At 62.9% G+C, this 21,993-nt stretch carries 31 protein-coding genes and 1 pseudogene; all 32 read left to right on the forward strand.

Annotation, left to right across the window (positions count from 1 at the left end; translation table 11 throughout):
* Positions 1 to 3 precede the first annotated feature (3 nt).
* The 32 genes and pseudogenes from rpoC to rpsM all read left to right on the forward strand — a co-directional run bounded on the left by rpoC (position 4) and on the right by rpsM (position 21,962).
* Complete coding sequence (gene rpoC, locus VIO10_RS06440; RefSeq protein WP_331961097.1) at positions 4 to 4,278, forward strand: DNA-directed RNA polymerase subunit beta'; 4,275 nt, start codon at positions 4 to 6, stop codon at positions 4,276 to 4,278.
* 199 nt (positions 4,279 to 4,477) lie between these two features.
* The gene (rpsL, locus tag VIO10_RS06445) at positions 4,478 to 4,849 is read left to right on the forward strand and encodes a 30S ribosomal protein S12 (protein ID WP_331961292.1); all 372 of its coding nucleotides are present in this window, start codon (positions 4,478 to 4,480) and stop codon (positions 4,847 to 4,849) included.
* A 6-nt stretch (positions 4,850 to 4,855) separates the two neighbouring features.
* On the forward strand, positions 4,856 to 5,326 hold the full coding sequence (gene rpsG / locus VIO10_RS06450) for a 30S ribosomal protein S7 (RefSeq protein ID WP_331961100.1): 471 nt from the start codon (positions 4,856 to 4,858) through the stop codon (positions 5,324 to 5,326).
* 17 nt (positions 5,327 to 5,343) lie between these two features.
* On the forward strand, positions 5,344 to 7,437 hold the full coding sequence (gene fusA / locus VIO10_RS06455; protein ID WP_331961103.1) for an elongation factor G: 2,094 nt from the start codon (positions 5,344 to 5,346) through the stop codon (positions 7,435 to 7,437).
* A gap of 37 nt (positions 7,438 to 7,474) precedes the next feature.
* Entirely contained in the window at positions 7,475 to 8,674 is a 1,200-nt protein-coding gene (gene tuf, locus VIO10_RS06460; RefSeq protein WP_331961106.1) for an elongation factor Tu, read from the forward strand.
* Between the two features lie 75 nt (positions 8,675 to 8,749).
* Positions 8,750 to 9,058, forward strand: coding sequence for a 30S ribosomal protein S10 (rpsJ, locus tag VIO10_RS06465; protein WP_304829554.1), 309 nt, complete (start codon positions 8,750 to 8,752; stop codon positions 9,056 to 9,058).
* 5 nt (positions 9,059 to 9,063) lie between these two features.
* On the forward strand, positions 9,064 to 9,732 hold the full coding sequence (gene rplC, locus VIO10_RS06470) for a 50S ribosomal protein L3 (RefSeq protein ID WP_331961115.1): 669 nt from the start codon (positions 9,064 to 9,066) through the stop codon (positions 9,730 to 9,732).
* Positions 9,725 to 10,384: a 50S ribosomal protein L4 gene (gene rplD / locus VIO10_RS06475; protein WP_331961118.1), complete on the forward strand. Its 660-nt coding sequence runs from the start codon at positions 9,725 to 9,727 to the stop codon at positions 10,382 to 10,384. The genes rplC and rplD overlap by 8 nt, the downstream gene beginning before the upstream one ends.
* Entirely contained in the window at positions 10,381 to 10,671 is a 291-nt protein-coding gene (gene rplW, locus VIO10_RS06480) for a 50S ribosomal protein L23 (protein WP_331961121.1), read from the forward strand. The genes rplD and rplW overlap by 4 nt, the downstream gene beginning before the upstream one ends.
* A gap of 65 nt (positions 10,672 to 10,736) precedes the next feature.
* Complete coding sequence (gene rplB, locus VIO10_RS06485; RefSeq protein WP_331961124.1) at positions 10,737 to 11,567, forward strand: 50S ribosomal protein L2; 831 nt, start codon at positions 10,737 to 10,739, stop codon at positions 11,565 to 11,567.
* Between the two features lie 5 nt (positions 11,568 to 11,572).
* Complete coding sequence (gene rpsS, locus VIO10_RS06490; RefSeq protein ID WP_331961127.1) at positions 11,573 to 11,902, forward strand: 30S ribosomal protein S19; 330 nt, start codon at positions 11,573 to 11,575, stop codon at positions 11,900 to 11,902.
* Between the two features lie 20 nt (positions 11,903 to 11,922).
* Positions 11,923 to 12,261, forward strand: a complete 339-nt coding sequence (gene rplV / locus VIO10_RS06495; RefSeq protein ID WP_331961130.1) for a 50S ribosomal protein L22 — start codon at positions 11,923 to 11,925, stop codon at positions 12,259 to 12,261.
* A gap of 8 nt (positions 12,262 to 12,269) precedes the next feature.
* Positions 12,270 to 12,947, forward strand: a complete 678-nt coding sequence (rpsC, locus tag VIO10_RS06500) for a 30S ribosomal protein S3 (RefSeq protein ID WP_331961133.1) — start codon at positions 12,270 to 12,272, stop codon at positions 12,945 to 12,947.
* A gap of 9 nt (positions 12,948 to 12,956) precedes the next feature.
* The gene (gene rplP, locus VIO10_RS06505; RefSeq protein WP_331961136.1) at positions 12,957 to 13,382 is read left to right on the forward strand and encodes a 50S ribosomal protein L16; all 426 of its coding nucleotides are present in this window, start codon (positions 12,957 to 12,959) and stop codon (positions 13,380 to 13,382) included.
* Positions 13,372 to 13,605, forward strand: coding sequence for a 50S ribosomal protein L29 (gene rpmC / locus VIO10_RS06510; protein WP_331961139.1), 234 nt, complete (start codon positions 13,372 to 13,374; stop codon positions 13,603 to 13,605). The genes rplP and rpmC overlap by 11 nt, the downstream gene beginning before the upstream one ends.
* Positions 13,589 to 13,843: a 30S ribosomal protein S17 gene (gene rpsQ / locus VIO10_RS06515; protein WP_331961142.1), complete on the forward strand. Its 255-nt coding sequence runs from the start codon at positions 13,589 to 13,591 to the stop codon at positions 13,841 to 13,843. The genes rpmC and rpsQ overlap by 17 nt, the downstream gene beginning before the upstream one ends.
* A 6-nt stretch (positions 13,844 to 13,849) precedes the next feature.
* Complete coding sequence (gene rplN / locus VIO10_RS06520) at positions 13,850 to 14,218, forward strand: 50S ribosomal protein L14 (RefSeq protein WP_331961145.1); 369 nt, start codon at positions 13,850 to 13,852, stop codon at positions 14,216 to 14,218.
* The gene (rplX, locus tag VIO10_RS06525) at positions 14,218 to 14,550 is read left to right on the forward strand and encodes a 50S ribosomal protein L24 (RefSeq protein ID WP_331961148.1); all 333 of its coding nucleotides are present in this window, start codon (positions 14,218 to 14,220) and stop codon (positions 14,548 to 14,550) included. Before rplN ends, rplX begins: the two co-directional genes overlap by 1 nt.
* Positions 14,551 to 14,729: 179 nt before the next feature.
* Positions 14,730 to 15,266, forward strand: a pseudogene (gene rplE, locus VIO10_RS06530) (50S ribosomal protein L5); the annotation flags it as partial.
* Positions 15,267 to 15,394: 128 nt separating this feature from the next.
* Positions 15,395 to 15,580 carry a type Z 30S ribosomal protein S14 gene (locus tag VIO10_RS06535; protein WP_331961151.1) on the forward strand — a complete coding sequence of 62 codons (186 nt, stop codon included), beginning with the start codon at positions 15,395 to 15,397 and terminating at the stop codon, positions 15,578 to 15,580.
* A gap of 12 nt (positions 15,581 to 15,592) precedes the next feature.
* Positions 15,593 to 15,991: a 30S ribosomal protein S8 gene (rpsH, locus tag VIO10_RS06540; RefSeq protein ID WP_331961153.1), complete on the forward strand. Its 399-nt coding sequence runs from the start codon at positions 15,593 to 15,595 to the stop codon at positions 15,989 to 15,991.
* 6 nt (positions 15,992 to 15,997) lie between these two features.
* Complete coding sequence (rplF, locus tag VIO10_RS06545) at positions 15,998 to 16,549, forward strand: 50S ribosomal protein L6 (protein WP_331961156.1); 552 nt, start codon at positions 15,998 to 16,000, stop codon at positions 16,547 to 16,549.
* A gap of 33 nt (positions 16,550 to 16,582) precedes the next feature.
* A complete protein-coding gene (rplR, locus tag VIO10_RS06550) occupies positions 16,583 to 16,945 on the forward strand; it encodes a 50S ribosomal protein L18 (RefSeq protein WP_331961159.1) in 363 nt (120 codons plus the stop codon).
* The gene (gene rpsE, locus VIO10_RS06555) at positions 16,942 to 17,487 is read left to right on the forward strand and encodes a 30S ribosomal protein S5 (RefSeq protein WP_331961162.1); all 546 of its coding nucleotides are present in this window, start codon (positions 16,942 to 16,944) and stop codon (positions 17,485 to 17,487) included. Before rplR ends, rpsE begins: the two co-directional genes overlap by 4 nt.
* A gap of 293 nt (positions 17,488 to 17,780) precedes the next feature.
* Positions 17,781 to 17,963 (forward strand): 50S ribosomal protein L30, encoded by a 183-nt coding sequence (gene rpmD, locus VIO10_RS06560; protein ID WP_331961164.1) that lies wholly within the window; start codon positions 17,781 to 17,783, stop codon positions 17,961 to 17,963.
* A gap of 8 nt (positions 17,964 to 17,971) precedes the next feature.
* Positions 17,972 to 18,439 carry a 50S ribosomal protein L15 gene (rplO, locus tag VIO10_RS06565; protein WP_331961167.1) on the forward strand — a complete coding sequence of 156 codons (468 nt, stop codon included), beginning with the start codon at positions 17,972 to 17,974 and terminating at the stop codon, positions 18,437 to 18,439.
* A complete protein-coding gene (secY, locus tag VIO10_RS06570) occupies positions 18,440 to 19,747 on the forward strand; it encodes a preprotein translocase subunit SecY (protein ID WP_331961170.1) in 1,308 nt (435 codons plus the stop codon).
* Between the two features lie 4 nt (positions 19,748 to 19,751).
* The gene (locus VIO10_RS06575; RefSeq protein ID WP_331961173.1) at positions 19,752 to 20,444 is read left to right on the forward strand and encodes an adenylate kinase; all 693 of its coding nucleotides are present in this window, start codon (positions 19,752 to 19,754) and stop codon (positions 20,442 to 20,444) included.
* Positions 20,441 to 21,211, forward strand: coding sequence for a type I methionyl aminopeptidase (gene map, locus VIO10_RS06580; protein WP_331961176.1), 771 nt, complete (start codon positions 20,441 to 20,443; stop codon positions 21,209 to 21,211). Before VIO10_RS06575 ends, map begins: the two co-directional genes overlap by 4 nt.
* A complete protein-coding gene (gene infA, locus VIO10_RS06585) occupies positions 21,204 to 21,422 on the forward strand; it encodes a translation initiation factor IF-1 (RefSeq protein ID WP_304829624.1) in 219 nt (72 codons plus the stop codon). The genes map and infA overlap by 8 nt, the downstream gene beginning before the upstream one ends.
* 29 nt (positions 21,423 to 21,451) lie before the next feature.
* Entirely contained in the window at positions 21,452 to 21,565 is a 114-nt protein-coding gene (gene rpmJ / locus VIO10_RS06590; protein WP_304829627.1) for a 50S ribosomal protein L36, read from the forward strand.
* 13 nt (positions 21,566 to 21,578) lie between these two features.
* Positions 21,579 to 21,962 (forward strand): 30S ribosomal protein S13, encoded by a 384-nt coding sequence (rpsM, locus tag VIO10_RS06595; RefSeq protein WP_331961184.1) that lies wholly within the window; start codon positions 21,579 to 21,581, stop codon positions 21,960 to 21,962.
* The last annotated feature ends 31 nt before the right edge of the window (positions 21,963 to 21,993 follow it).

Here is a 21,993-nt window from a genome sequence, read left to right on the forward strand (position 1 = left end):
GAGATGGAAGATCTCTTCGGCATTTTCGAGAAGCCCAAGAATCCACTGGCGTTCAACGCGATCCGGATTTCGATCGCGTCGCCGGAAATGATCCGCTCGTGGTCGCACGGCGAGGTCAAGAAGCCCGAAACGATCAACTACCGGACCTTCAAGCCGGAGCGCGACGGGCTGTTCTGCGCCAAGATTTTCGGGCCGACCAAGGACTACGAATGCAACTGCGGCAAGTACAAGCGGATGCGTCATCGCGGCGTGGTCTGCGAAAAGTGCGGTGTCGAAGTCATTCAGTCCAAGGTCCGCCGCGAGCGCATGGGTCACATCGATCTCGCCGCCCCGGTCGCGCACATCTGGTTCCTGCGCTCGCTGCCGTCGCGAATCGGCACCCTGCTCGACATGACGCTCAAGGAACTCGAGAAGGTCCTCTACTTCGAGTGCTACATCGTCGTTGACGCCGGCGAGACGCCGCTCCAGTACAAGGAGCTGCTGACCGAGCGCAAATATCGCGAAGCGCGCGAGCAATACGCCGACGGCTTCAAGGCCGAGATGGGCGCCGAGGCGGTTCGCTCGCTGCTGGGGCAACTCGCGCTCGACAAGCTGGCCGAAGAGCTGCGCATCGAGATGAAAGCGACCGCCAGCGAGGCGCGCCGCAAGAAAGTCGCCAAGCGCCTGAAGGTCGTCAACGCGTTTCGCGACTCGGGCAACAAGCCCGAGTGGATGATTCTCACCATCCTGCCGGTGATTCCTCCCGATCTCCGTCCGCTGGTGCCGCTCGACGGCGGCCGCTTCGCCACTTCGGATCTGAACGATCTCTACCGCCGCGTGATCAATCGCAACAACCGGTTGAAGCGGCTCATCGAGCTCAACGCCCCCGACATCATCATTCGCAACGAAAAGCGGATGCTCCAGGAAGCCGTCGATGCGTTGTTTGACAACGGACGGCGCGGCCGCGCGATCACCGGACCGTCCAAGCGTCCGCTCAAATCGCTGTCCGACATGCTCAAGGGCAAGTCGGGCCGCTTCCGCCAGAACCTGCTCGGCAAGCGCGTCGATTACTCGGGCCGCTCGGTAATCGTGGTCGGTCCCGAGCTCAGGCTGCATCAGTGCGGGCTGCCCAAGAAGATGGCGCTCGAGCTGTTCAAGCCGTTCATCTACAGCAAGCTCGAAGAAAAGGGCTACGTCACCACCATCAAGAGCGCCAAAAAGATGGTCGAGAAAGAGGGCAAGGACGTTTGGGATATCCTCGACGAGGTTATCCGCGAGCATCCGGTGCTGCTCAATCGCGCGCCGACCCTGCATCGGCTCGGCATCCAGGCGTTCGAGCCGGTGTTGATCGAAGGCAAGGCCATTCAGCTCCATCCGCTGGTATGCGTGGCGTACAACGCCGATTTCGACGGCGATCAGATGGCGGTGCACGTGCCGCTGTCGATCGAGGCGCAGGTCGAGTCGCGCGCGCTCATGATGTCCACCAACAACATCCTGTCGCCCGCGTCGGGCAAGCCGGTAATCGTGCCGACCCAGGACATGGTGCTGGGTCTTTACTACATGACGCGCGAGCGTCCGCTGGCGCGCGGCGAGGGCAAGAACTTCGCCAATGTCGAGGAAGTGCGAATCGCGTACGATCACGGGGAAATCGATCTGCAGGCGAAAATCACGGTGCGGATGTCGCCGCTGGTCGCGACCGGAATCGCCCCCGCGGCGGCCGAGACCAATGGGCATCCTCGCGGCAAGGCCAAAGAGCGCGCTGCCGCAGCAGCCGCCGCCGCCGCCGCGATGCCGCGTTACGAGCGCGTCACCACCACGGTCGGCCGCGTGCTCTTGTACGAAATCGTGCCGCCCGAGATTCCGTTCACCGAGCTCAACAAGACGATGAAGAAAAAGGAGCTCGGCAACCTGATCGACATCGGCTATCGCCGCGCCGGCGACAAGGCGACGGTTATCTTCGCCGACCGGCTCAAGGACATCGGCTTTGAATTCGCCACCAAGGCGGGAATCTCGATATCGATCAAGGACATGACGATTCCGCCGCAAAAGGCCCATCTGCTCGACGGCGCTCAGAAGCAGGTCAACGAGATTCAGCAGCAATACAACAACGGCGTCATCACCGACGGCGAGCGCTACAACAAGGTCGTCGATATCTGGGCCGAAGTTCAGGACCAGATCGGCAGCGCCGTGATCAAGGGGCTCTCGACCCAGGTCTTCGGCAAGAACGACAAGGGCGAGACCATCACCGGGCCGTCGTTCAATCCGATCTTCATCATGGCCGACTCGGGCGCCCGCGGTTCCGAGCAGCAGATTCGCCAGCTGGCGGGACTGCGCGGCCTGATGGCGAAGCCGTCGGGTGAAATCATCGAGACTCCGATCACCGCGAACTTCCGCGAGGGGCTCACGGTGCTGCAGTACTTCATCTCGACCCACGGCGCGCGCAAGGGCCTGGCCGACACCGCACTCAAGACCGCCAACTCCGGCTATCTGACCCGGCGCCTGGTTGACGTGGCGCAGGACTCGATCATCAGCGAGGACGATTGCGGCACGCTGGACGGAATCGAGATGTCGCCGCTGGTCGAAGGCGGCGAGATAATCGAGGGACTCGGCGATCGCGTGCTCGGACGCGTCGCGCTCGAAGACATCCGCGACGCGTTCACCACCGAAGTGCTGGTGCAAGCCAACGAGATGATCGACGAGGACAAGGTAAAGCGAATCGAGGACGCCGGCGTCGAGCGAATCAAGATTCGCTCGGTGCTGACCTGCCAGTCGCGCCAGGGCGTGTGCGTCAAGTGTTACGGACGCGATCTCGGCCGCGGGCATCTGGTGAACCTCGGCGAATCGATCGGAATTATCGCCGCCCAGTCCATCGGCGAGCCCGGCACGCAGCTCACGATGCGCACCTTCCATATCGGCGGCACCGCCAGCCGGCGCGCCGCCGACACCACGCTCGAGGTCCGCAACGAGGGCGTGATGCGCCTGCATGGCGTCAACACGGTCAAGAGCCGCGACGGCAACCTGGTCGTCATGACCCGCCACGGCGAGGTCGTGATCGCCGCCCAGGTCACCGACGAAGGCGGCCGCGTCCGCGAGCGCGAACGCGAGCGCTATCCGCTGGTGTACGGCGCCAAGCTGCGCAAGGCCGAGGGCGACAAGGTCAAGCCCGGCGAGCTGATCGCGGAATGGGATCCGTACACCACGCCGATCATCACCGAGGTCGGCGGCACGGTTAAGTACGGCGATATCGTCGAAGGCAAAACGATGGAGGAGCGGGTCGATGAACGAACCGGCGCGCGCTCCAACGTTATCGTCGAGTTCAAGGACCTCGACATGCGCCCGCGTATCTCGATCAAGGACGCGTCGGGCAAGACCGCCAAGCTGCCCAGCTCGAACAACGTCGCGCGCTACTTCCTGCCAGTGGGCGCGTATATCAACGTGCCCGAAGGCACCGCGGTCGAGCCCGGCGACGTGATCTCGAAGATCCCGCGCGAAACGACCAAGACCAAGGACATCACCGGCGGCCTGCCCCGGGTCGCGGAGCTGTTCGAAGCGCGCAAGCCCAAGGAATTCGCCGTCATCTCGGAAATCGATGGACAGGTTTCCTTCGGCAAGGACACCAAGGGCAAGCGCAAGGTCGAAGTCACGCCCGAAATCGGCGAGAAACGCGAATACCTGATCCCCAAGGGCAAGCATATCGCGGTCCACGAGGGCGACGTCGTCAAGGCCGGCGAGCCGCTGATGGAAGGCTCGTTTAATCCGCACGACATCCTGACGATCCTCGGCGAAAAGGCGCTGGCGAAATACCTGGTTGACGAAATCCAGGAAATCTACCGGCTCCAGGGCGTGCGCATCAACGACAAGCACATCGAGGTGATCGTGCGCCAGATGCTGCGCCGCGTGCGAATCAAGGAAGTCGGCGACACCCCGTTCCTGGTCGGCGATCAGGTCGAGAAATGGCGCTTCGACGAGGAGAACGGGCGCGTGCTTACCCGCGGCGGAGAGCCTGCAATCGCCGAGCCGCTGCTGCTCGGAATCACCAAGGCGTCGCTCTCCACCGAGAGTTTCATCTCGGCGGCATCGTTCCAGGAAACCACGCGCGTGCTCACCGAGTCGGCGATCAACGGCAAGGTTGACAGGCTGGTCGGACTGAAAGAAAACGTGATCATGGGACGCTTGATTCCAGCCGGCACCGGCATGAACTTGTACAACCGGATGGTGGTCAAGGTCGAAGGCGCCGCGGTCGAAGAAGATGCGGGAAAACCGGAGTTGGCTGCCGCGCCCGCACCCGGCGGAGATTGACACGGCGGGTCTGGTCCCGTACATAATGATGTTTCCCCCAAGGGCATAAGTGTCCTTGGGGGGTTTGTTTGAAAACCGCGTCCCACGAGAGGCAATCCGGCGTACCGGGCCGGCGCGATGCGAGCGCCGAGCGGCTCCGGGAGTCGGCGAACCTCCAGTGGATACGCTGCTCGAAACGAAAGAGAACGAGAATTATAACGTGCCGACAATAAACCAGTTGATCCGACAGGCGCGCGTGAAAAAACGCTTCAAGGTTAAGGCGCGCGCGCTCGAAGGCTCGCCTCAGAAGCGCGGCGTGTGCACGCAGGTGAAGACGACTACGCCCAAGAAGCCCAACTCCGCGCTGCGCAAGGTCGCGCGCGTGCGGCTGTCCAACGGGATCGAGGTGAATACCTATATCCCGGGCGTCGGACACAACCTGCAGGAGCATTCCGTGGTGCTGATTCGCGGCGGTCGCGTGCGCGATCTGCCCGGCGTTCGCTATCACGTGATTCGCGGCACCCTCGACTCGATCGGCGTACAGGAGCGGCGCAAGGGCCGTTCCAAGTACGGATCGAAGAAACCCAAGTAGAGTTATATGTCGCGCAAAGGACAAATTCGCGTCCGCGAAATTCCGGCGGACCCCAAGTATCACGACCGCACCGTCGCCAAGTTCATGAACGTGGTGATGGAACGCGGCAAGAAGTCGCTCGCCGAGCAGATCTTCTATCACGCGCTGGATCTCGTCGCGGAGCGCTCGAAGGAAGACGGCCTGGTCGTTTTCAAACGCGCGCTCGACAATGTTCGTCCGGCGGTCGAGGTTCGCTCGCGCCGGGTCGGCGGCGCCAACTACCAGGTGCCGAGCGAGGTGCGCCCGGTGCGGCGCAATTCGCTGGCGATGCGATGGCTGGTTGCGGCGGCGCGCGCGCGCGGCGAAAAGTCGATGGAAGAGCGGCTGGCCGCCGAAATCCTCGACGCCGCCGCCAATCGCGGCGGCGGGGTCAAGAAGCGCGAAGACACACATCGAATGGCCGACGCCAACAAGGCGTTCGCCCACTATCGCTGGTAATCACCGAGTTTTTTTAGATGGCTCGTCAGACACCAATAGAACGGGTGCGCAATATCGGCATCATGGCGCACATCGATGCCGGCAAGACCACCACCACCGAGCGCGTGCTGTTCTATACCGGCATCAATTACAAGATCGGCGAGGTGCACGAAGGCACCGCGACGATGGACTGGATGGTGCAGGAGCAGGAGCGCGGCATCACGATCACGTCGGCGGCGACCACCTGTTTCTGGCGCGACAACCGCATCAATATTATCGACACGCCCGGACACGTCGATTTCACCATCGAGGTCGAGCGCTCGCTGCGCGTGCTCGACGGCGCGGTCGCGGTGTTCTGCGCGGTCGGCGGGGTCGAGCCGCAGTCGGAAACCGTCTGGCGCCAGGCCGACAAGTACCGCGTGCCGCGAATTGCATTTATCAACAAGATGGACCGCGTCGGCGCGGAGTTCGAGCGCGTCGTGCAGGAGATGCGCGACAAGCTCAAGGCCACGCCGCTGCTGTTGCATCTGCCGATCGGCGCCGAGGAAAAGTTCACCGGGCTGGTCGATCTGATCGATCGCAAGGCGCTGATTTGGGACGAGGATCGGCTCGGCGCGGAGTTTCGCGTCACCGACATCCCGGCCGATTTGGAAGAGCAGGCCGCCGGATACCGCGACAAGCTGGTCGAAACGCTCGCCGATCACGACGAGCACATCATGGAGCTTTACCTCGAGGGCAAGGCGCCCGAGCCCGGCCAGATTCGCACCGCGATTCGCGCCGCCACGCTCAAGATGGCGGTCACCCCGGTGATTCTCGGCTCCGCGTTCCGCAACAAGGGCGTGCAGCCGATGCTCGACGCGGTCGTTGACTACCTGCCCTCGCCGCTGGACCTGCCACCCGTCGTCGGCAAGGCCGGCGACAAGATCGAAGAGCGATGGCCGCGCGACGACGCGCCGTTCTCCGCGCTTGCGTTCAAGATTATGAACGACCAGCACATGGGGACGCTCACCTTCATTCGGGTTTATTCGGGCACGCTGGAAAGCGGCTCGTCGCTGCTCAATGCGACGCGTGGCAAGCGCGAACGAATCGGCCGGATGCTCAAGATGCACGCGAACAAGCGCGAGGATATCACCGAGGTTTACGCCGGCGACATTTGCGCAGTCGGGCTTCGCGACACGACCACCGGCGACACGCTATGCGATCCGGCGCATCCAATAATATTGGAATCGATCGAGTTCCCCGAGCCGGTCATCCAGATCGCAATCGAGCCCAAGACCAAGGCCGACCAGGAAAAACTCGGCGAGGCGCTCCAGAAGCTCGCCAAAGAGGATCCGTCCTTCAGAGTCAGCGTCAACAAGGAAACTTCGCAGACCCTGATTTCGGGGATGGGCGAGCTGCACCTCGAGATCATCGTCGATCGGATGCTGCGCGAATTCAAAGTCGACGCGAATATCGGCAAGCCGCAGGTCGCATACCGGGAAACGGTCAAGCGCGCGGCTGAAGCCGAGGGCAAGCTGGTCCGCCAGAGCGGCGGTCACGGACAGTACGCCGTGGTCGAGCTGAGAATCGAGCCGCTCGCCAAGGGCCTTGGCTTCGAGTTCGAGGACGGCACCAAGGGCGGATCGATTCCGCGCAATTTCATTCCGTCGATCGAAGACGGGGTCAGAGAGGCGATGGAGAACGGGGTGCTCGCGGGCTATCCGATGGTCGATATCAAGGCCATCGTGATCGACGGCAAGTCCCACGATGTGGACTCGTCGGAGCTCGCGTTTAAAATCGCCGGCTCGATGGCGTTCAAGGAAGCTTGCGAAAGAGCCGAGCCGATTTTGCTCGAACCGATAATGGAGGTCGAGGCCGTCACCCCGCAGGAGTTCATGGGCGAGGTGATTGGCGATCTCAGCGGGCGGCGCGGCAAGATTCTCGACATGGAAAATCGCGCCGGCGCGCAGGTCATCGAGGCCCGCGTCCCGCTCGCCACCATGTTCGGTTACGCCACCCGGCTGCGCTCGATGACCCAGGGCCGCGCAACTTACACCATGCAGTTCGGCGCGTACGAACCCGTGCCGCGAAATATTTTTGAAGAGTTGACGGCGCGCAACGCCGAAGGAGGCGATTCGCGCGCGCGTGCATAACGACTCGTGAGCAACGCGCTCAATCGGAGGTTACATCATGGGCAAGGCTAAATTTGAACGCACCAAGCCGCACGCGAACGTCGGCACCATTGGTCATATCGATCACGGCAAGACCACTTTAACCGCCGCGATTACCAAGGTCCTCGCGTCAAAGAAGCTCGCCACCTTCACCGCCTTCGATCAGATCGACAAGGCGCCCGAAGAGAAAGAGCGCGGCATCACGATTTCCATCGCCCACGTCGAGTACGAGACGCTCAAGCGCCACTACGCGCACGTCGATTGCCCCGGACACGCCGACTACATCAAGAACATGATCACCGGGGCCGCGCAGATGGACGGCGCAATTCTGGTGGTCGGCGCCAACGACGGCCCGATGCCGCAGACGCGCGAGCATATCCTGCTCGCCTACCAGGTCGGCGTGCCGTCGATCGTCGTCTTCATGAACAAGGTTGACATGGTTGACGACCCCGAGTTGCTCGACTTGGTCGAGCTCGAAGTCCGCGACCTGCTCACCAAGTACAATTACAAGGGCGACGACGTGCCCGTCATTCGCGGCAGCGCGCTCAACGCGCTCAACTGCGGATGCGGCAAGGCCGACTGCCCCAACTGCAAGCCGATTCTCGATCTCATGGATGCGGTGGACAACTTCATCCCGCAGCCCAAGCGCGAGACCGAAAAGCCCTTCCTGATGCCGGTCGAAGACGTGTTCTCGATCTCCGGCCGCGGCACCGTCGTCACCGGCCGCGTCGAGAAGGGCAAGGTGAAGGTCGGCGAGGAAGTCGAAATCGTCGGCTTCAGGGACACCCAAAAGACCGTCGTCACCGGCGTCGAGATGTTCCGCAAGCTGCTCGACGAGGGCCAGGCCGGCGACAATATCGGCGTCCTGCTGCGCGGGCTAAAGCGCGAAGACGTCGAGCGCGGACAGGTGCTCGCCAAGCCCGGCTCGATCACCCCGCACACCAACTTCGAGGCGTCGGCGTACATCCTGACCAAGGACGAGGGCGGCCGCCACACTCCGTTCTTCACCGGCTATCGCCCGCAGTTCTATTTCCGCACCACCGACGTAACCGGAGTGCTCACGCTGCCCGAGGGCACCGAGATGGTGATGCCGGGCGACAACATTAAAATTCTTGGCGAGCTGATCACGCCGGTCGCGATGGACGAAGGGCTGCGCTTCGCCATCCGCGAGGGTGGCCGCACCGTCGGCGCCGGCGTCGTTTCGAAGATTTTGAAGTAACGGACACCGAACAATGGTGCGCAATCGAGTGGAGATGGAGCGGAGCGCTTAACGAATCGGGCGCGGTATTCCCAGATGAACGACAAGATACGCATACGCCTCAAGGCGTACGACTACCGCCTGCTCGATCAGTCGGTTCGCGAAATCGTGGACACCATCCGCCGCACCGGCGGCCGCGTGGCCGGTCCGATTCCGCTGCCCACCCGCATCGAGCGCTTCACCGTCAACCGCTCGCCGCACGTGGACAAAAAGTCGCGCGAGCATTTTGAAATTCGTACTCATAAACGTCTGCTCGACGTCCTCGAGCCGACCCAGCAGACCATCGACGCGCTGGGCAAGCTCGATCTGGCCGCGGGCGTGGACGTCGAAATCAAGCTCGAGTAGGGCCGATGCTGACCGGATTGATTGGAAAAAAAATCGGAATGACCCAGATGACCGACGCCGCCGGACGCGTGTGCGCCGCCACCGTGCTGACGCTTGGCCCATGCACCGTCTCCCAGTTGAAAACCGCGGCGACTGACGGTTACGAAGCCGTGCAGGTCACCTTCGGCAAAAAAAAGCTCAACCGCGTGACCGGCGGCGAACGCGGCCATTTCGCCAAGGCCAACATCGCCGCCGGAATCAAATCCGGCGAGTTCGAACGCCGCGGCGAGGGCGAGTTGAAGCTCGGACAGCCCATCGCGGCTGCCGACGTGTTCAAGGTCGGCGATCAGGTCGATATAACCGGCGTCTCCAAGGGCCACGGCTACGCCGGCGTCATCAAGCGCCACCATTTCTCCGGCTTCCCCGGCTCCCACGGCACCCACGAGTATTTCCGCCACGGCGGATCGATCGGCAACCGCTCGTACCCCGGGCGCGTGCGCAAGGGGATGAGGATGGCGGGGCAGATGGGCAATGAGACCGCCTCGATCCTAAATCTCGAAGTGCTCGAGATACTTGCCGGCGACAACGCAGTCGTCGTCTCGGGCGCGGTGCCCGGACCCGACGGCGCTTTGCTCGTCGTCCATCACGCGGCCCGCCCGCGCCGCCGCGCCAATGTGAAGGTGGCCAATGCCTGAGCGGAAAGAAAAGCTATCGCCGGTCAAGCTGCCGCTGTACTCGGCCGCCCATGAAAAAATCGGCGAGCTCGAAGTCGCCGGCGCAGTTTTCGGCCGCGACGGCGATCTGTCGCTGCTGCACGAGGCGGTCCGGATGCAGCTTGCCAATCGCCGCTCCGGAACCGCGTCCACCAAGACCAAGGGGCTTATCTCCGGCGGCGGCCGCAAGCCGTGGCGGCAGAAGGGAACCGGACGCGCGCGCGCTGGATCGACGCGATCGCCGATATGGCGTCACGGCGGAACCATCTTCGGCCCGCAGCCGCGCGACTATTCGTACAAGATGCCGAAAAAGGCGTGGCGCGCAGCGCTCTGCCTCGCGATTTCCGATCGCGCCCGCAACGGCAAGCTGTTCGTCATCGAGTCGCTCGATCTGTCCGAGCCGAAAACCAAAGCCGCCAAGGCCGCGCTCGACAAGCTCGGCCTCGAGCACGCGCTGATAGTGATGGGCGAAGGCGATGGCAAGTTTTTTCTCGCCGCGCGCAACCTCGCCGCGCACAAGGTGCTCGCGCTTGAAGGGCTTAACGTTTATGACGTGCTCAATCACCGGGAACTCGTGATGACCAGCCGGACCGCCAAGGCGATCGAAGCCCGATTTGCCGGAGAAGCGAAATGAGCAGCCCCGAGAGCCTGATTCTCGCGCCCATCATCACCGAGAAGGGCACCATGGCCAGCGAAAAGGCCGGCCAGGTGCTGTTCCGCGTGCGCCCCGGGGCGAGCAAGGACAAAATTCGCGAGGCCGTCGAGCAACTGTTCAAGGTCACCGTGCTCAAGGTCCGCACTTCGAACTTCATGGGCAAGGAACGCAAAAAGGGCGCAATCAAGGGCCGCCAGATGGATTGGAAGAAGGCCTACGTAACCCTGAAGCAAGGCGACAAGATCGAATTCTTCGAAGGCCTGTAAGCGGCGGAGCGCGATACCGGAACGAGAGCTCGTAACGAGAAAGAATAGATACTGAGAATAGAAGAATGGCAGTCATACAATTAAATCCGCGCACTCCCGGTCAGCGCTTCATGCAGATAGCGGATTTCTCCGAGCTCAGCAAAAAAGAGCCCGAGAAAAGCCTGCTGGTCCCGCTCCAGCGCACCGGCGGACGCAACAATCGCGGCCGCATGACCTCGCGTCATCGCGGCGGCGGACACAAGCGCCGCCTTCGCCTGATCGATTTCAAGCGCAATCGCGACGGTATTTCGGCCGTCGTCTTCGCGCTTGAATACGATCCCAATCGCTCCGCCAATATCGCGCTGCTCCACTATGCCGACGGGGTCAAGACCTACATCCTGGCGCCCGACGGGCTCAAGGTCGGCGCCAAAGTCGAGTCGGGCGCGACCGCCGACATCAAGCCGGGCAACGCGCTCATGCTCAAGAACATCCCGCTCGGCACCATCGTTCATGCCATCGAGATGAAACCGGGAGCCGGCGCCAAGCTCGCGCGCGGCGCGGGTGTGCAGGCTCAGTTGATGGCGAAAGAGGGCAAGATGGCGCTGCTCAAGCTGCCCTCGGGCGAGCAGCGGATGGTGCAGGCCGATTGCCGCGCCACCATCGGCCAGGTCGGCAATCTCGACCACGAAAATATTTCTATCGGCAAGGCCGGACGCTCGCGATGGCTCGGCAAGCGCGGTCATGTGCGTGGAGTCGCGATGAACCCGGTTGACCATCCGCACGGCGGTGGCGAGGGCAAGTCGAAGGGCAACCATCCCCAGTCGCCGTGGGGACAGCCCGCCAAAGGATACAAGACGCGCAAGAAGCAGCCGTCGGACAATCTGATCGTCAGCCGCCGGCCGCGCGGGAAGCATTAATCGTTATGGCCAGGTCACTCAAAAAAGGTCCTTTCGTTGACGGGCATCTGCTCAAAAAAGTTACCGCCGCGTCCGCCTCGGGCGACAAGCGAATCATCAAGACCTGGTCGCGACGCTCGATGATAACGCCCGACATGATCGCGCTGACGTTCGCCGTCCACAACGGGCACAAGTTCATCCCCGTGTACTGCACCGAGAACATGGTCGGCCACAAGCTCGGCGAATTCGCGCCGACCCGGACCTTCCACGGTCATGCCGGCGATCGCAAGGGCGAAGTGAAGCCGGCCGCCGCCGCCGCTCCCGCCGCACCGCCTCCGGCTGCGGCCAAGGCGTAAGCGGGGAAGTTGTAACAGTCATGGAATCCGTATCGCGAACCCGCTTCATCAGAATCTCGCCGCGCAAGCTCAAGCTGGTGTGCGAGTTGATCGCGGGCAAGAAAGTCGATCACGCGCTGTCGATTCTCGAGTTCACGCCCAAGAAGGCGGCCAGGTTCGTCTCTAAAACTCTGCTTGCCGCAATCGCCAACGCGCGCGATCAGCAGAACGTGGACGAGGACAAGTTGTTCGTAAAACGCGCGACCGCCGACACCGGGCCGACCTGGAAGCGATCGCTCATGCGCGCCCATATGCACGCGACGCCAATCCACAAACGCACCAGCCATCTCACGGTAATCGTGGACGAGCGGGCGTCCTGAGGTCTTCGATGGGACAGAAAGTACATCCGCGCGGATTTCGCCTCGGCATCATCGAAAGCTGGGACTCCAGATGGTACGCCAGCCACGACTACGCCAAATTGCTGCACGAGGATTTGAAGCTGCGCGATTTTATCAAAAAGCGGCTCTACCACGCCGGCATCTCGCGGATTGAAATCGAGCGGATGGCCAACAAGGCCAAAATAAATATCTACACCGCGCGCCCCGGCATCGTCATCGGCAAGAAGGGCGCCGAAATCGACAAGCTCAAGATCGATATCCAGAAGCTGATGAAAGGGCGCGACTCGTTTATCAATATCCACGAGGTGCGCCGCCCCGACCTCGACCCCCAGCTGGTCGCCGAGAATATCGCGCTCCAGCTCGAGCGCCGCGTCGCCTTTCGCCGCGCGATGAAAGAAGCCGTCACGCGCGCGATGCGGATGGGCGCGCAGGGCGTCAAGGTCCACGTCGCCGGACGCCTGGGCGGCGCGGAAATTGCGCGTCAGGAATGGTACCGCGAGGGCCGCGTGCCCCTGCAGACGCTGCGCGCGGACGTGGCTTACGGATTTGCCGAAGCGCGCACGACCTACGGCCAGATCGGCGTGAAGGTCTGGATTTTCCGCGGCGAAGTCCTCACCCGCAAGGATGCGGACGCAAAACGCGCAGGCGCGCCTGCGCAGGCGAATTGACCAGGTAAGATGCTCGCACCAAAAAAAGTTAAATGGCGCAAAATGATGAAGGGCCGCGTCCGCGGCGCCGAGTCGCGCGGTCTCACGCTCGCCTTCGGCGACTACGGACTCAAGTCGCTCGAGACTTGCCGCATCGATACCCGCGCGCTCGAAGCCGCTCGTATCGCGCTGACCCGCCATATCAAGCGCGGCGGCCGCGTCTGGATTCGCGTCTTCCCCGACAAACCCTTCACCAAGAAACCCGCCGAGACCCGCATGGGTAAGGGCAAGGGCTCGCCCGAGGGATGGGTCGCGTGCGTCAGGCCCGGCAGGATTCTGTTCGAGATGGAAGGCGTCGATTACGCCACCGCAAAAGAAGCGATGCGGCTGGCGGCGCACAAGCTGCCGATCAAAACAATTATGGTCCAGCGCGAGGAGGGCGGCCTTGGAGCTTGATGAACTAAGGCAGATGACGGCGCCGGATTTGCGCGTCAAGGAGCGCGAGTCGCGCGAGGAAATTTTTCGCCTCCGGCTCAAGCTGCGCACCAATCAGCTGGATAATCACGCCGGCTATCGGCGCGCGCGCCGCGAGCTGGCGCTCATCATGACTTTGCTCGGCGAGAAGGCGCGCGGCGCGGCCGCGGCGGACAAGAAGGTAGCCAATGCGGGAAAGAATTAAACGGCGCGAGGGCACTGTCGTGTCCGCCAAGATGACCAAGACCGTGGTGGTCAGGGTGGACCGCATGGTCGAGCATCCCCTCTACGGCAAGCGCGTGCGTCGCAGCACCCGCTTCATGGCGCACGACGAACGCGGCGAGTGCAAGGAAGGCGATCGCGTGCAGATTATCGAGTCGCGGCCGCTCTCCAGGAACAAGCGCTGGCGCATCAGCCGCGTGCTCAAAAAGGCCGCGGGGTAGGGCGCGATGGTACAGGTACAAACCGTTCTGGATGTCGCCGATAACTCGGGCGCCCGCAAAGTGATGTGCATCAAGGTGCTCGGCGGCTCCAAGCGCCGTTACGCCTCGGTCGGCGACGTCATCGTGGTCGCGGTCAAAGAGGCCATTCCCAACGCCAAGGTCAAAAAGGGCGACGTGTCGCGCGCGGTTATCGTGCGAACCGCCAAGGAAATCAGCCGCGACGACGGCAGTTACATCCGCTTTGACGGCAACTCCGCCGTGCTGCTCGACAAGGATCACGAACCCCTCGGCACCCGCATCTTTGGCCCGGTGGCCCGCGAGCTGCGCGCGAAAAAATTTCTCAAGATTATCTCGCTCGCGCCGGAGGTGCTGTGATGGCGTCGGCGAAATACAAAATCAAGAAGAATGACACCGTGATGGTCGTCACCGGCCGCGACCGGGGCAAGACCGGCAAGGTGATGCGCGTGCTGCCCGAGCGCGGACGCGTCATCGTCGAGCGCCTCAATATCGTCAAGCGTCACAGCAAGCCGCGCGGTGCGCAGAGCCCCGGCGGTATCGTCGAGAAGGAAGCGCCCATCGCCATCTCGAACGTCATGATTTTTTGCGATCGCTGCAACGCTCCGGTCAGGGTCGGACTCAAGCTGGCCGATGACGGCGCCAAGAGCCGGGTCTGCCGCCGCTGCGGCGAAGTGATTGGTAACGACTGATGGCCGACAAAAAAGAAAAGCCCGACAAGGCCGAGCAGGCCGCCAAGGCCGAGCAGACCGCCAAGTCCGATCAGGCGGCCAAGGCCAAGCGCGAAGGCAAGGCCCGCCAGGCTTCTCAGAAGCAGGCGGCTGAAGAAGCCAAGTCCGCCGCTGCCGCGCCGCTGCCGCCCGAGCCCAAGCTGCCCGCCCGCCTGCGCGTTCGCTTCGAAAATGAGATCGCGCCGGCCCTGATGCGCGAGCTGAAAATCGACAACAGGATGCGGGTGCCGCGGCTTGAGAAGATCACGATTAACATGGCCCTCCAGGAAGCGCGCGACAACGTCAAGATTCTCGACTCCGCGCTCGAAGAGCTCAAGGTGATCGCCGGGCAAAAGCCGGTGCTGACCCGCGCGCGCAAGGCGATTTCGAACTTCAAGCTCCGCCAGGGGATGCCGATTGGCGTGATGGTAACGCTGCGGCGCGAAAAAATGTGGGAGTTTTTCGACCGGCTGGTGAATATCTCGCTGCCGCGCGTGCGCGACTTCCGCGGCGTCAGCGACAAGGCCTTCGACGGCCGCGGCAACTACTCGCTCGGGCTCAAGGAACATACGATTTTCCCCGAACTCAACCTCGACAAGGTCGACAAGGTGAAGGGACTGACAATTTCGATCACGACCACGGCGCGCAGTGACTTCGAGGGACTGACTCTGCTGCGCGCGCTCGGGATGCCGTTGCGCGGGGCCGCAGAGCGCGAGGCGGAAGCGGCCAAGGCCGCCGCCGCGGCCCAGGCTCACGCCGCCGCCGCCGCCGCAAAGGCCGCCGCCGCCGCGCCGGCGCCGGAGCAGGGAGCATAAGGGATAGTTCAATGGCGAAAACGTGCCTGCGGGTTAAGGCAACCCGCAAACAAAAATTCAAAGTGCGCCAGTACAACCGCTGCCCGCTATGCGGTCGCGCGCGCGCGTACTATCGGCGCTTCAAAATGTGCCGCCTATGCCTGCGCAAACTCGCGCTCGACGGCAAGTTGCCCGGCGTGATCAAGGCGAGCTGGTAAGAGAGACCAATCATGTCGCAGACCGATCCGATTGCAGAACTGCTTACCCGAATCCGCAACGCGATGCGCGCGCGGTACAATGAACTCACGATTCCCCATTCCCGCCTGCGCGAGGCAATTTGCCGCGTGCTGATGGCCGAAGGTTTCCTCGGCGGCGTCGAAGTCGGCGGTGAAACGCCCAAGAAGATGCTGGCGCTCAAGCTTCGTTACTCGCCGACGCGCGAATCCGTGATCCGCGGCATCGACCGCATCAGCAAGCCGAGCCATCGGCGCTACGCCGGCGCCGCGGAGATCGGCAAGGTGCGGGGCGCGATGGGCGTGCAAATCGTATCGACCCCGCTTGGCGTGATGACCGGACGCGAGGCGCGGCGCAGAAAAGTCGGCGGCGAAATCCTCTGCAGGGTTTGGTGATCAGCGATGTCGCGGATAGGAAGACTGCCGATTCATCTCGATAAGAGCGTCAAGGCCTCGCTCGCCGGCGCCACGCTCAAAGTCGAGGGCCCCAAGGGCAAGCTCGAGCTCAAGCTTCATCCCGGCTTCACCGCCGAGATCAAGGACTCGGAAATCGTCGTGAAGCGCCCCGGCGATACCAGCCAGCAGCGCGCCATCCATGGTCTCATGCGCAAGCTGGTCGCCAACATGGTCGAGGGCGTCGGCAAGGGCTTTACCCGCGTGCTCGAGATAAACGGCGTCGGCTACCGTGCCGAAGCCAAAGGCCAGCAAGTCAATTTGACGCTCGGCTATTCGCATCCGATCGTCTATCAGCTTCCGCCCGGCGTCACCGCCAAGGTCGAGAAACAGGTGACTGTTACCCTCGAGAGCGCCGACCGTCAGTTGCTCGGCACGGTCGCGGCGCAGATTCGCGAACTCAGGCCGCCCGAACCGTACAAGGGCAAGGGAATCAAGTACGCGACCGAGACGATTCGCCGCAAGGCTGGCAAGGCCGCGGCGGGCTCCACCTCGGCGTAAAGGTTTAGTTGGGCATAAAGGTTGGTTGCGATTATGGCTGTAGAACGATCGGAAAAACGCATGCTGCGCCGCAACCGGGTGCGGCGCAAGGCGGTCGGCAATGACCAGCGCCCGCGGCTCTCGGTCTTCCGCTCGCTGCATCATATTTACGTCCAGGTTATCTCCGACCAGAGCGGACGTACGCTCGCCGCGGCTTCGACCGAAACCGCCGGCGTGCGCGAGGGACTCAAGAGCAAGCGCAACCTCGCCGCCGCCAAGGCCGTGGGCAAGGCGATTGCCGAGCGATGCCTTCAGAGCGGAATTTCGAGCGTCGTCTTCGACCGAAACGGATTTCTCTATCACGGCCGCGTCAAGGCGCTGGCCGATGCGGCGCGCGAAGCGGGGTTAAAATTTTGAACGGCAGGCAACGAACGCTAAGAGAAAGCGCTGTCACGCAGCGAATCGATCCGCAGGGCCTCGAGATCAAAGAAAAGGTCGTGCATATCAACCGCGTCGCCAAGGTCGTCAAGGGTGGACGGCGCTTCAGCTTCAGCGCGCTGGTGGTCGCAGGCGATCATAACGGCCTGGTCGGATTCGGCTTGGGCAAGGCCAACGAAGTGCCCGAGGCGATTCGCAAGGGCGTCGATCGCGCCAAGAAAAGCCTGGTCCGCGTGCCGATTCAGGACGGTACGATTCCCCACGAAGTGGTCGGACGTTTCGGCGCCGGCCGCGTCGTGCTGCGGCCGGCCGCCGAGGGCACCGGAGTGATCGCGGCGGGCGGCGTGCGCGCGGTGCTCGAACTGGCGGGAATCCGCAATATTTTGACCAAGCGGCTGGGCTCGTCGAATGCTAACAACCTGGTGAGAGCGACGCTCGAGGCGCTGGGCGAACTGCGCAGCATGCAGGATATTAATCGGCTTCGCGGACGCACCCCGAATCATCCCGAAGCGGCCGCGTGATCGAGGTTTACCGTGATCGAGAGACCGTTGCATAACTCGTTCCTTCTGTCTCCTCTCCCTGGTAGGGGAGCTTTGCGTAACCAGCGCCGAACGCCGGCGCGTCCGTCGAGATTCTTCGCTACAGCAGCTTCCGCTCAGAATGACACGAGCGCCGCTCGCTTTTCTTGTGTCATCCTGAGCGCAGCGAAGGATCTCGCGCGCCGGCGCGTATCGCTTCAGCACGAATATCCGGTTACTCAAAACTCTCCGGTCAGGGAGATACTGGCTACCCGTGCCCACGGGCGAGGTTTACAATGTCCGATAAAATTCGCGTGAAACTCGTCGGCAGTCCGATCAGCACCAATCGGCGCGTGCGCGAGACGGTCAAGGGGCTGGGCCTGGGCAAGGTCGGCAGCGTGCGCGAGCTCAAGCGCAGCGCCGCGGTCGAAGGGATGGTCAAGCGTCTGAAGCACCTGGTGGTCGAGCTCAAGGATTAGGCTCAGTCATGGATTTGAAGGATTTAAAACCGTCTCCCGGCTCGACCCATCGCAAACGCCGCGTCGGCAGGGGAATCGGCTCCGGCCACGGCAAGACCTCGGGCCGCGGCCATAAGGGACTGGGCGCGCGCTCGCACGGCAACACGCCGCCGAGTTACGAAGGCGGCCAGATGCCGCTGCAACGGCGCTTGCCCAAGCAGGGTTTTCGACGGACGCTGAGGGCCCAGGCGCGCCGCGACGAATTCGCGATTGTGAACCTGTCGCGGCTGGGCGATTTCGCCGCCGGCGTCACCATCGATGCCGCCGCGCTCGCCGCGCGCGGACTGATTCCCGCCGGGCGCAAGGTCAAGGTTTTAGGCGACGGCGATCTGAAGAGTAAGATCAAAGTGCGCGCCGATGCGTTCTCGAAAAGCGCGCTGGACAAAATCGCCGCCGCGGGCGGCGTCGCGGAGCTGGTAACGGCCACCAAAAGCTAGATGCTGGACGGGTTTTCAAACGCCTCGCGCATCCCGGAGTTGCGCCGACGGCTGGTGTTCACGGCTCTGATGCTGGCCGTGTACCGCATCGGCGTCGCCGTGCCCACCCCCGGCATCGACGGCCAGGCGCTCGCGTCGTTCTTCGACGCGGCCAGCGGCACGCTGTTCGGATGGGTCAACCTGTTTTCGGGCGGCGCGCTCGAGCGCTTCTCGGTCCTGGCGCTCGGCATCATGCCCTACATCTCGGTCGCCATCGTCCTGGACCTGCTGAAAATCGCGTCGCCCTATCTCGACGAGCTCTACAAGGAAGGCGAGGCGGGTCGCCGCAAGATAACCCAGTACACGCGCTACGGCACGGTGGCTCTGGCGCTGTTCCAGGGCACCATGATCGCGTTCTCGCTCGAAAAGATTCAGGCGCCCGGCGGCGGCAGCATCGTTTACAATCCCGGACCGGGGTTCATCGTGATGACGGTGCTCACCGTCACCGCGGGCACCATGTTCCTGATGTGGATCGGCGAGCAGATTACCGAGCGCGGAATCGGCAACGGCATCTCGCTGATCATCATGGCGGGAATCGTGGCGCGCCTGCCCAGCGCGATCGGCACCACGGCGCAGTTCGTGCGCGAGGGCGAAATGAGCATCTTCTTGCTCATCTTCATCCTCGCCGTCGCAATCGGGGTGATCGCCGGTATCGTCTATATCGAGACGGCGCAGCGGCGCATCCCGATTCAGTATGCGCGCCGAGTGGTCGGACGCCGCGTTTACGGCGGTCAGAGTTCGCATCTGCCGCTGAAGATCAACACCTCGGGTGTCATTCCGCCTATCTTTGCGTCGGCGCTGCTGGTGTTCCCGGCGACGCTGGCCACCTTCGTTCCATTTCTGAAACCGTACTCGAGCTACCTGACGCCGGGCGGCTTCTATTACGACCTGGTTTACGTCGCGCTGATCGTCTTCTTCTGTTACTTCTACACCTCGGTCACATTTAATCCGGTGGACGTCGCCGACAATCTGAAAAAATACGGCGGCTTTATCCCGGGCATCCGGCCCGGACGGTTCACCGCCGACTATATCGATCGCGTGCTGTCGCGCATCACGCTCGGCGGCGCGGTCTATGTCAGCGCCGTGTGCGTGCTGCCGACGATTCTGATCGCGCGCTTCAACGTGCCGTTTTTCTTCGGCGGCACCGCGTTGCTGATCGTCGTGGGCGTGGCGCTGGACACGGTTGCGCAAATCGAAACCCATCTGCTGACCCGCAACTACGAAGGCTTCATGCGCCGCGGACGGGTCAAGACCAAGAGGGGCGCCTAGGCTCGTGCGGCTCGTGCTGCTGGGCCCGCCGGGTGCGGGCAAGGGTACGCAAGCGCAGGCGCTCGCTGCGCTGTGGGGCATCCCGCAAATTGCCAGCGGCGATCTGTTGCGCGCCGCCGTGCGCGAAGACTCGGAGCCTGGCCGCGAGGCGGCCGGCTACATGGAGCGCGGGCAGTTGGTCCCCGACGAGTTGGTGCTGAAGCTGATCGCGGAGCGGCTGCAAAAAAAAGACGCCCGCGGCGGGTTTATCCTCGACGGATTCCCGCGCAACGTAGTGCAAGCCGAGAGGCTGGCGGCGGGACTCGAGCGCGCGGGGCTGAAGCTGGACAAAGTTGTTGCGGTGATGGTGCCGGACGAAGAGGTCGTGAAACGGATTTCAGGACGGCGCACCTGCCGGAATTGCGCGACCATGTATCACGTGGTCTTCGAGCCGCCGGCCAAAGCCGGCGTCTGCGACAAGTGCGGCGGCGAACTCTATCAGCGCGACGACGACGCCGAGCAGACCGTGCGCGAACGGATCAAGGTCTATCACGCGGCGACGCAACCGCTGCTCGATCATTACGGGCGGCTCGGGCTGCTTGCCAAGGTTGACGGAGTGGGGCGCCCCGACCAGGTCGAGAAGCGAATTCTGGCCGCGCTCGACCCGCTGCCGGCGCTGAGTCAGGCCGGGGCAGGCGTGGGCCACGCGCGATCATGATTACTATCAAAACCCCAGCCGAGATTGCCGTGATGCGCCAGGCGAACCAAATCGTCGCCGAGATCCTCGAGGCGCTGGCCGCGGCCGTGCGCCCCGGAGTCACGACCGAGGAACTGGACAAGCTGGCCGAGGAGCTGACCTACAAAAAAGGCGCCGAGCCTGCCTTCAAGGGTTACAAACCGGGCGACGTCGTTTATCCCAAGTGCCTGTGCGTGTCGGTTAACAGCGAGATCGTCCACGGCATCCCGTCCAGCCGCAAATTGAAGGCCGGCGACATCGTCGGGCTCGATTTCGGCGTCGTGTACCAGGGCTTCTACGGCGACTCGGCGCGCACGGTCGCGGTCGGCCCGGTGCCGGAGCGGGTGACGAAGCTGCTGCGGGTGACGCGCGAGTCGCTCTACGCGGGAATCGCGCAGGCTCGCGCGGGAAATCGTATCAGCGATATTGCCCGCGCGGTGCAGGATACGGTCGAGCGGGCGGGGTTTTCGGTCGTCACCGACTTTGCCGGACATGGAATCGGCCGCCGGCTCCATGAGGATCCGCAGGTGCCCAACTATTTCCGTCCCGGGATGCCTAATCCGCGGCTGCGCGAGGGCATGGCGCTGGCGATTGAGCCGATGGTTAACGAGGGAAGCCCCGATTTGGAGATCCTTTCCGATGGCTGGACTGCGGTCACGGCGGACGGTAAACTATCTGCCCACTTCGAACACTCCATCGCGATTACCTCCAACGGGCCGGAAATCTTAAGCGAGCTCGAAAATGTCTAAGGGCGACGCGATCGAAGTACAGGGGACGGTTCAGGAAGCGCTCCCCAATGCGGTGTTCAGGGTGACGCTCGACAATGGGCACAAGGTATTGGCTCATATCTCGGGCAAAATGAGGATGCATTACATAAAGATCCTGGCCGGCGACAAGGTCACGGTTGAGTTGTCGCCTTACGACCTGACCCGCGGCCGGATTACGTACCGGATGCGCTAGCGGGCGCCCCGGATAGAGATTGGCAAAGTATGAAAGTCCGAGCGTCGGTTAAAAAGATTTGCAAGAACTGCAAGGTCGTGCGCCGCGAAGGCGTCGTGCGCGTCCTGTGCTCGAACCCGCGCCACAAGCAGCGTCAGGGCTAGGAAGGGTTTCGCGATGGCACGCATAGCTGGAGTTGAACTGCCCAAGAACAAGCGGATGGATATCGCGCTGACCTATATCTACGGAATAGGCCGGCCGAGCGCGCTGAAAATTCTCGCCGCCGCCAAGGTCGATCCCGCAATCAGGACCGACGACCTCTCGGCAGACCAGCAGGTCCATATCCGCCAGGTGATCGACACCGACTTCGAGGTCGAAGGCGATCTGCGCCGCGACTTTCAGCAGTCGATCAAGCGCTTGATGGATCTGGGATGCTACCGCGGGATTCGGCATCGTCGCGGACTTCCGGTGCGCGGGCAACGCACGCATACCAACGCGCGTACGCGCAAGGGTCCGCGCAAAGTGGTCGCGGGCAAGAAGCAGGCGCCGCCCAAGGGCTAACGCAAGGGGCGCGCGCGACATAGCAAGCATC

Origin of the sequence: Candidatus Binatus sp. (genome assembly GCF_036567905.1) — a bacterium.
Taxonomy (GTDB): domain Bacteria; phylum Desulfobacterota; class Binatia; order Binatales; family Binataceae; genus Binatus.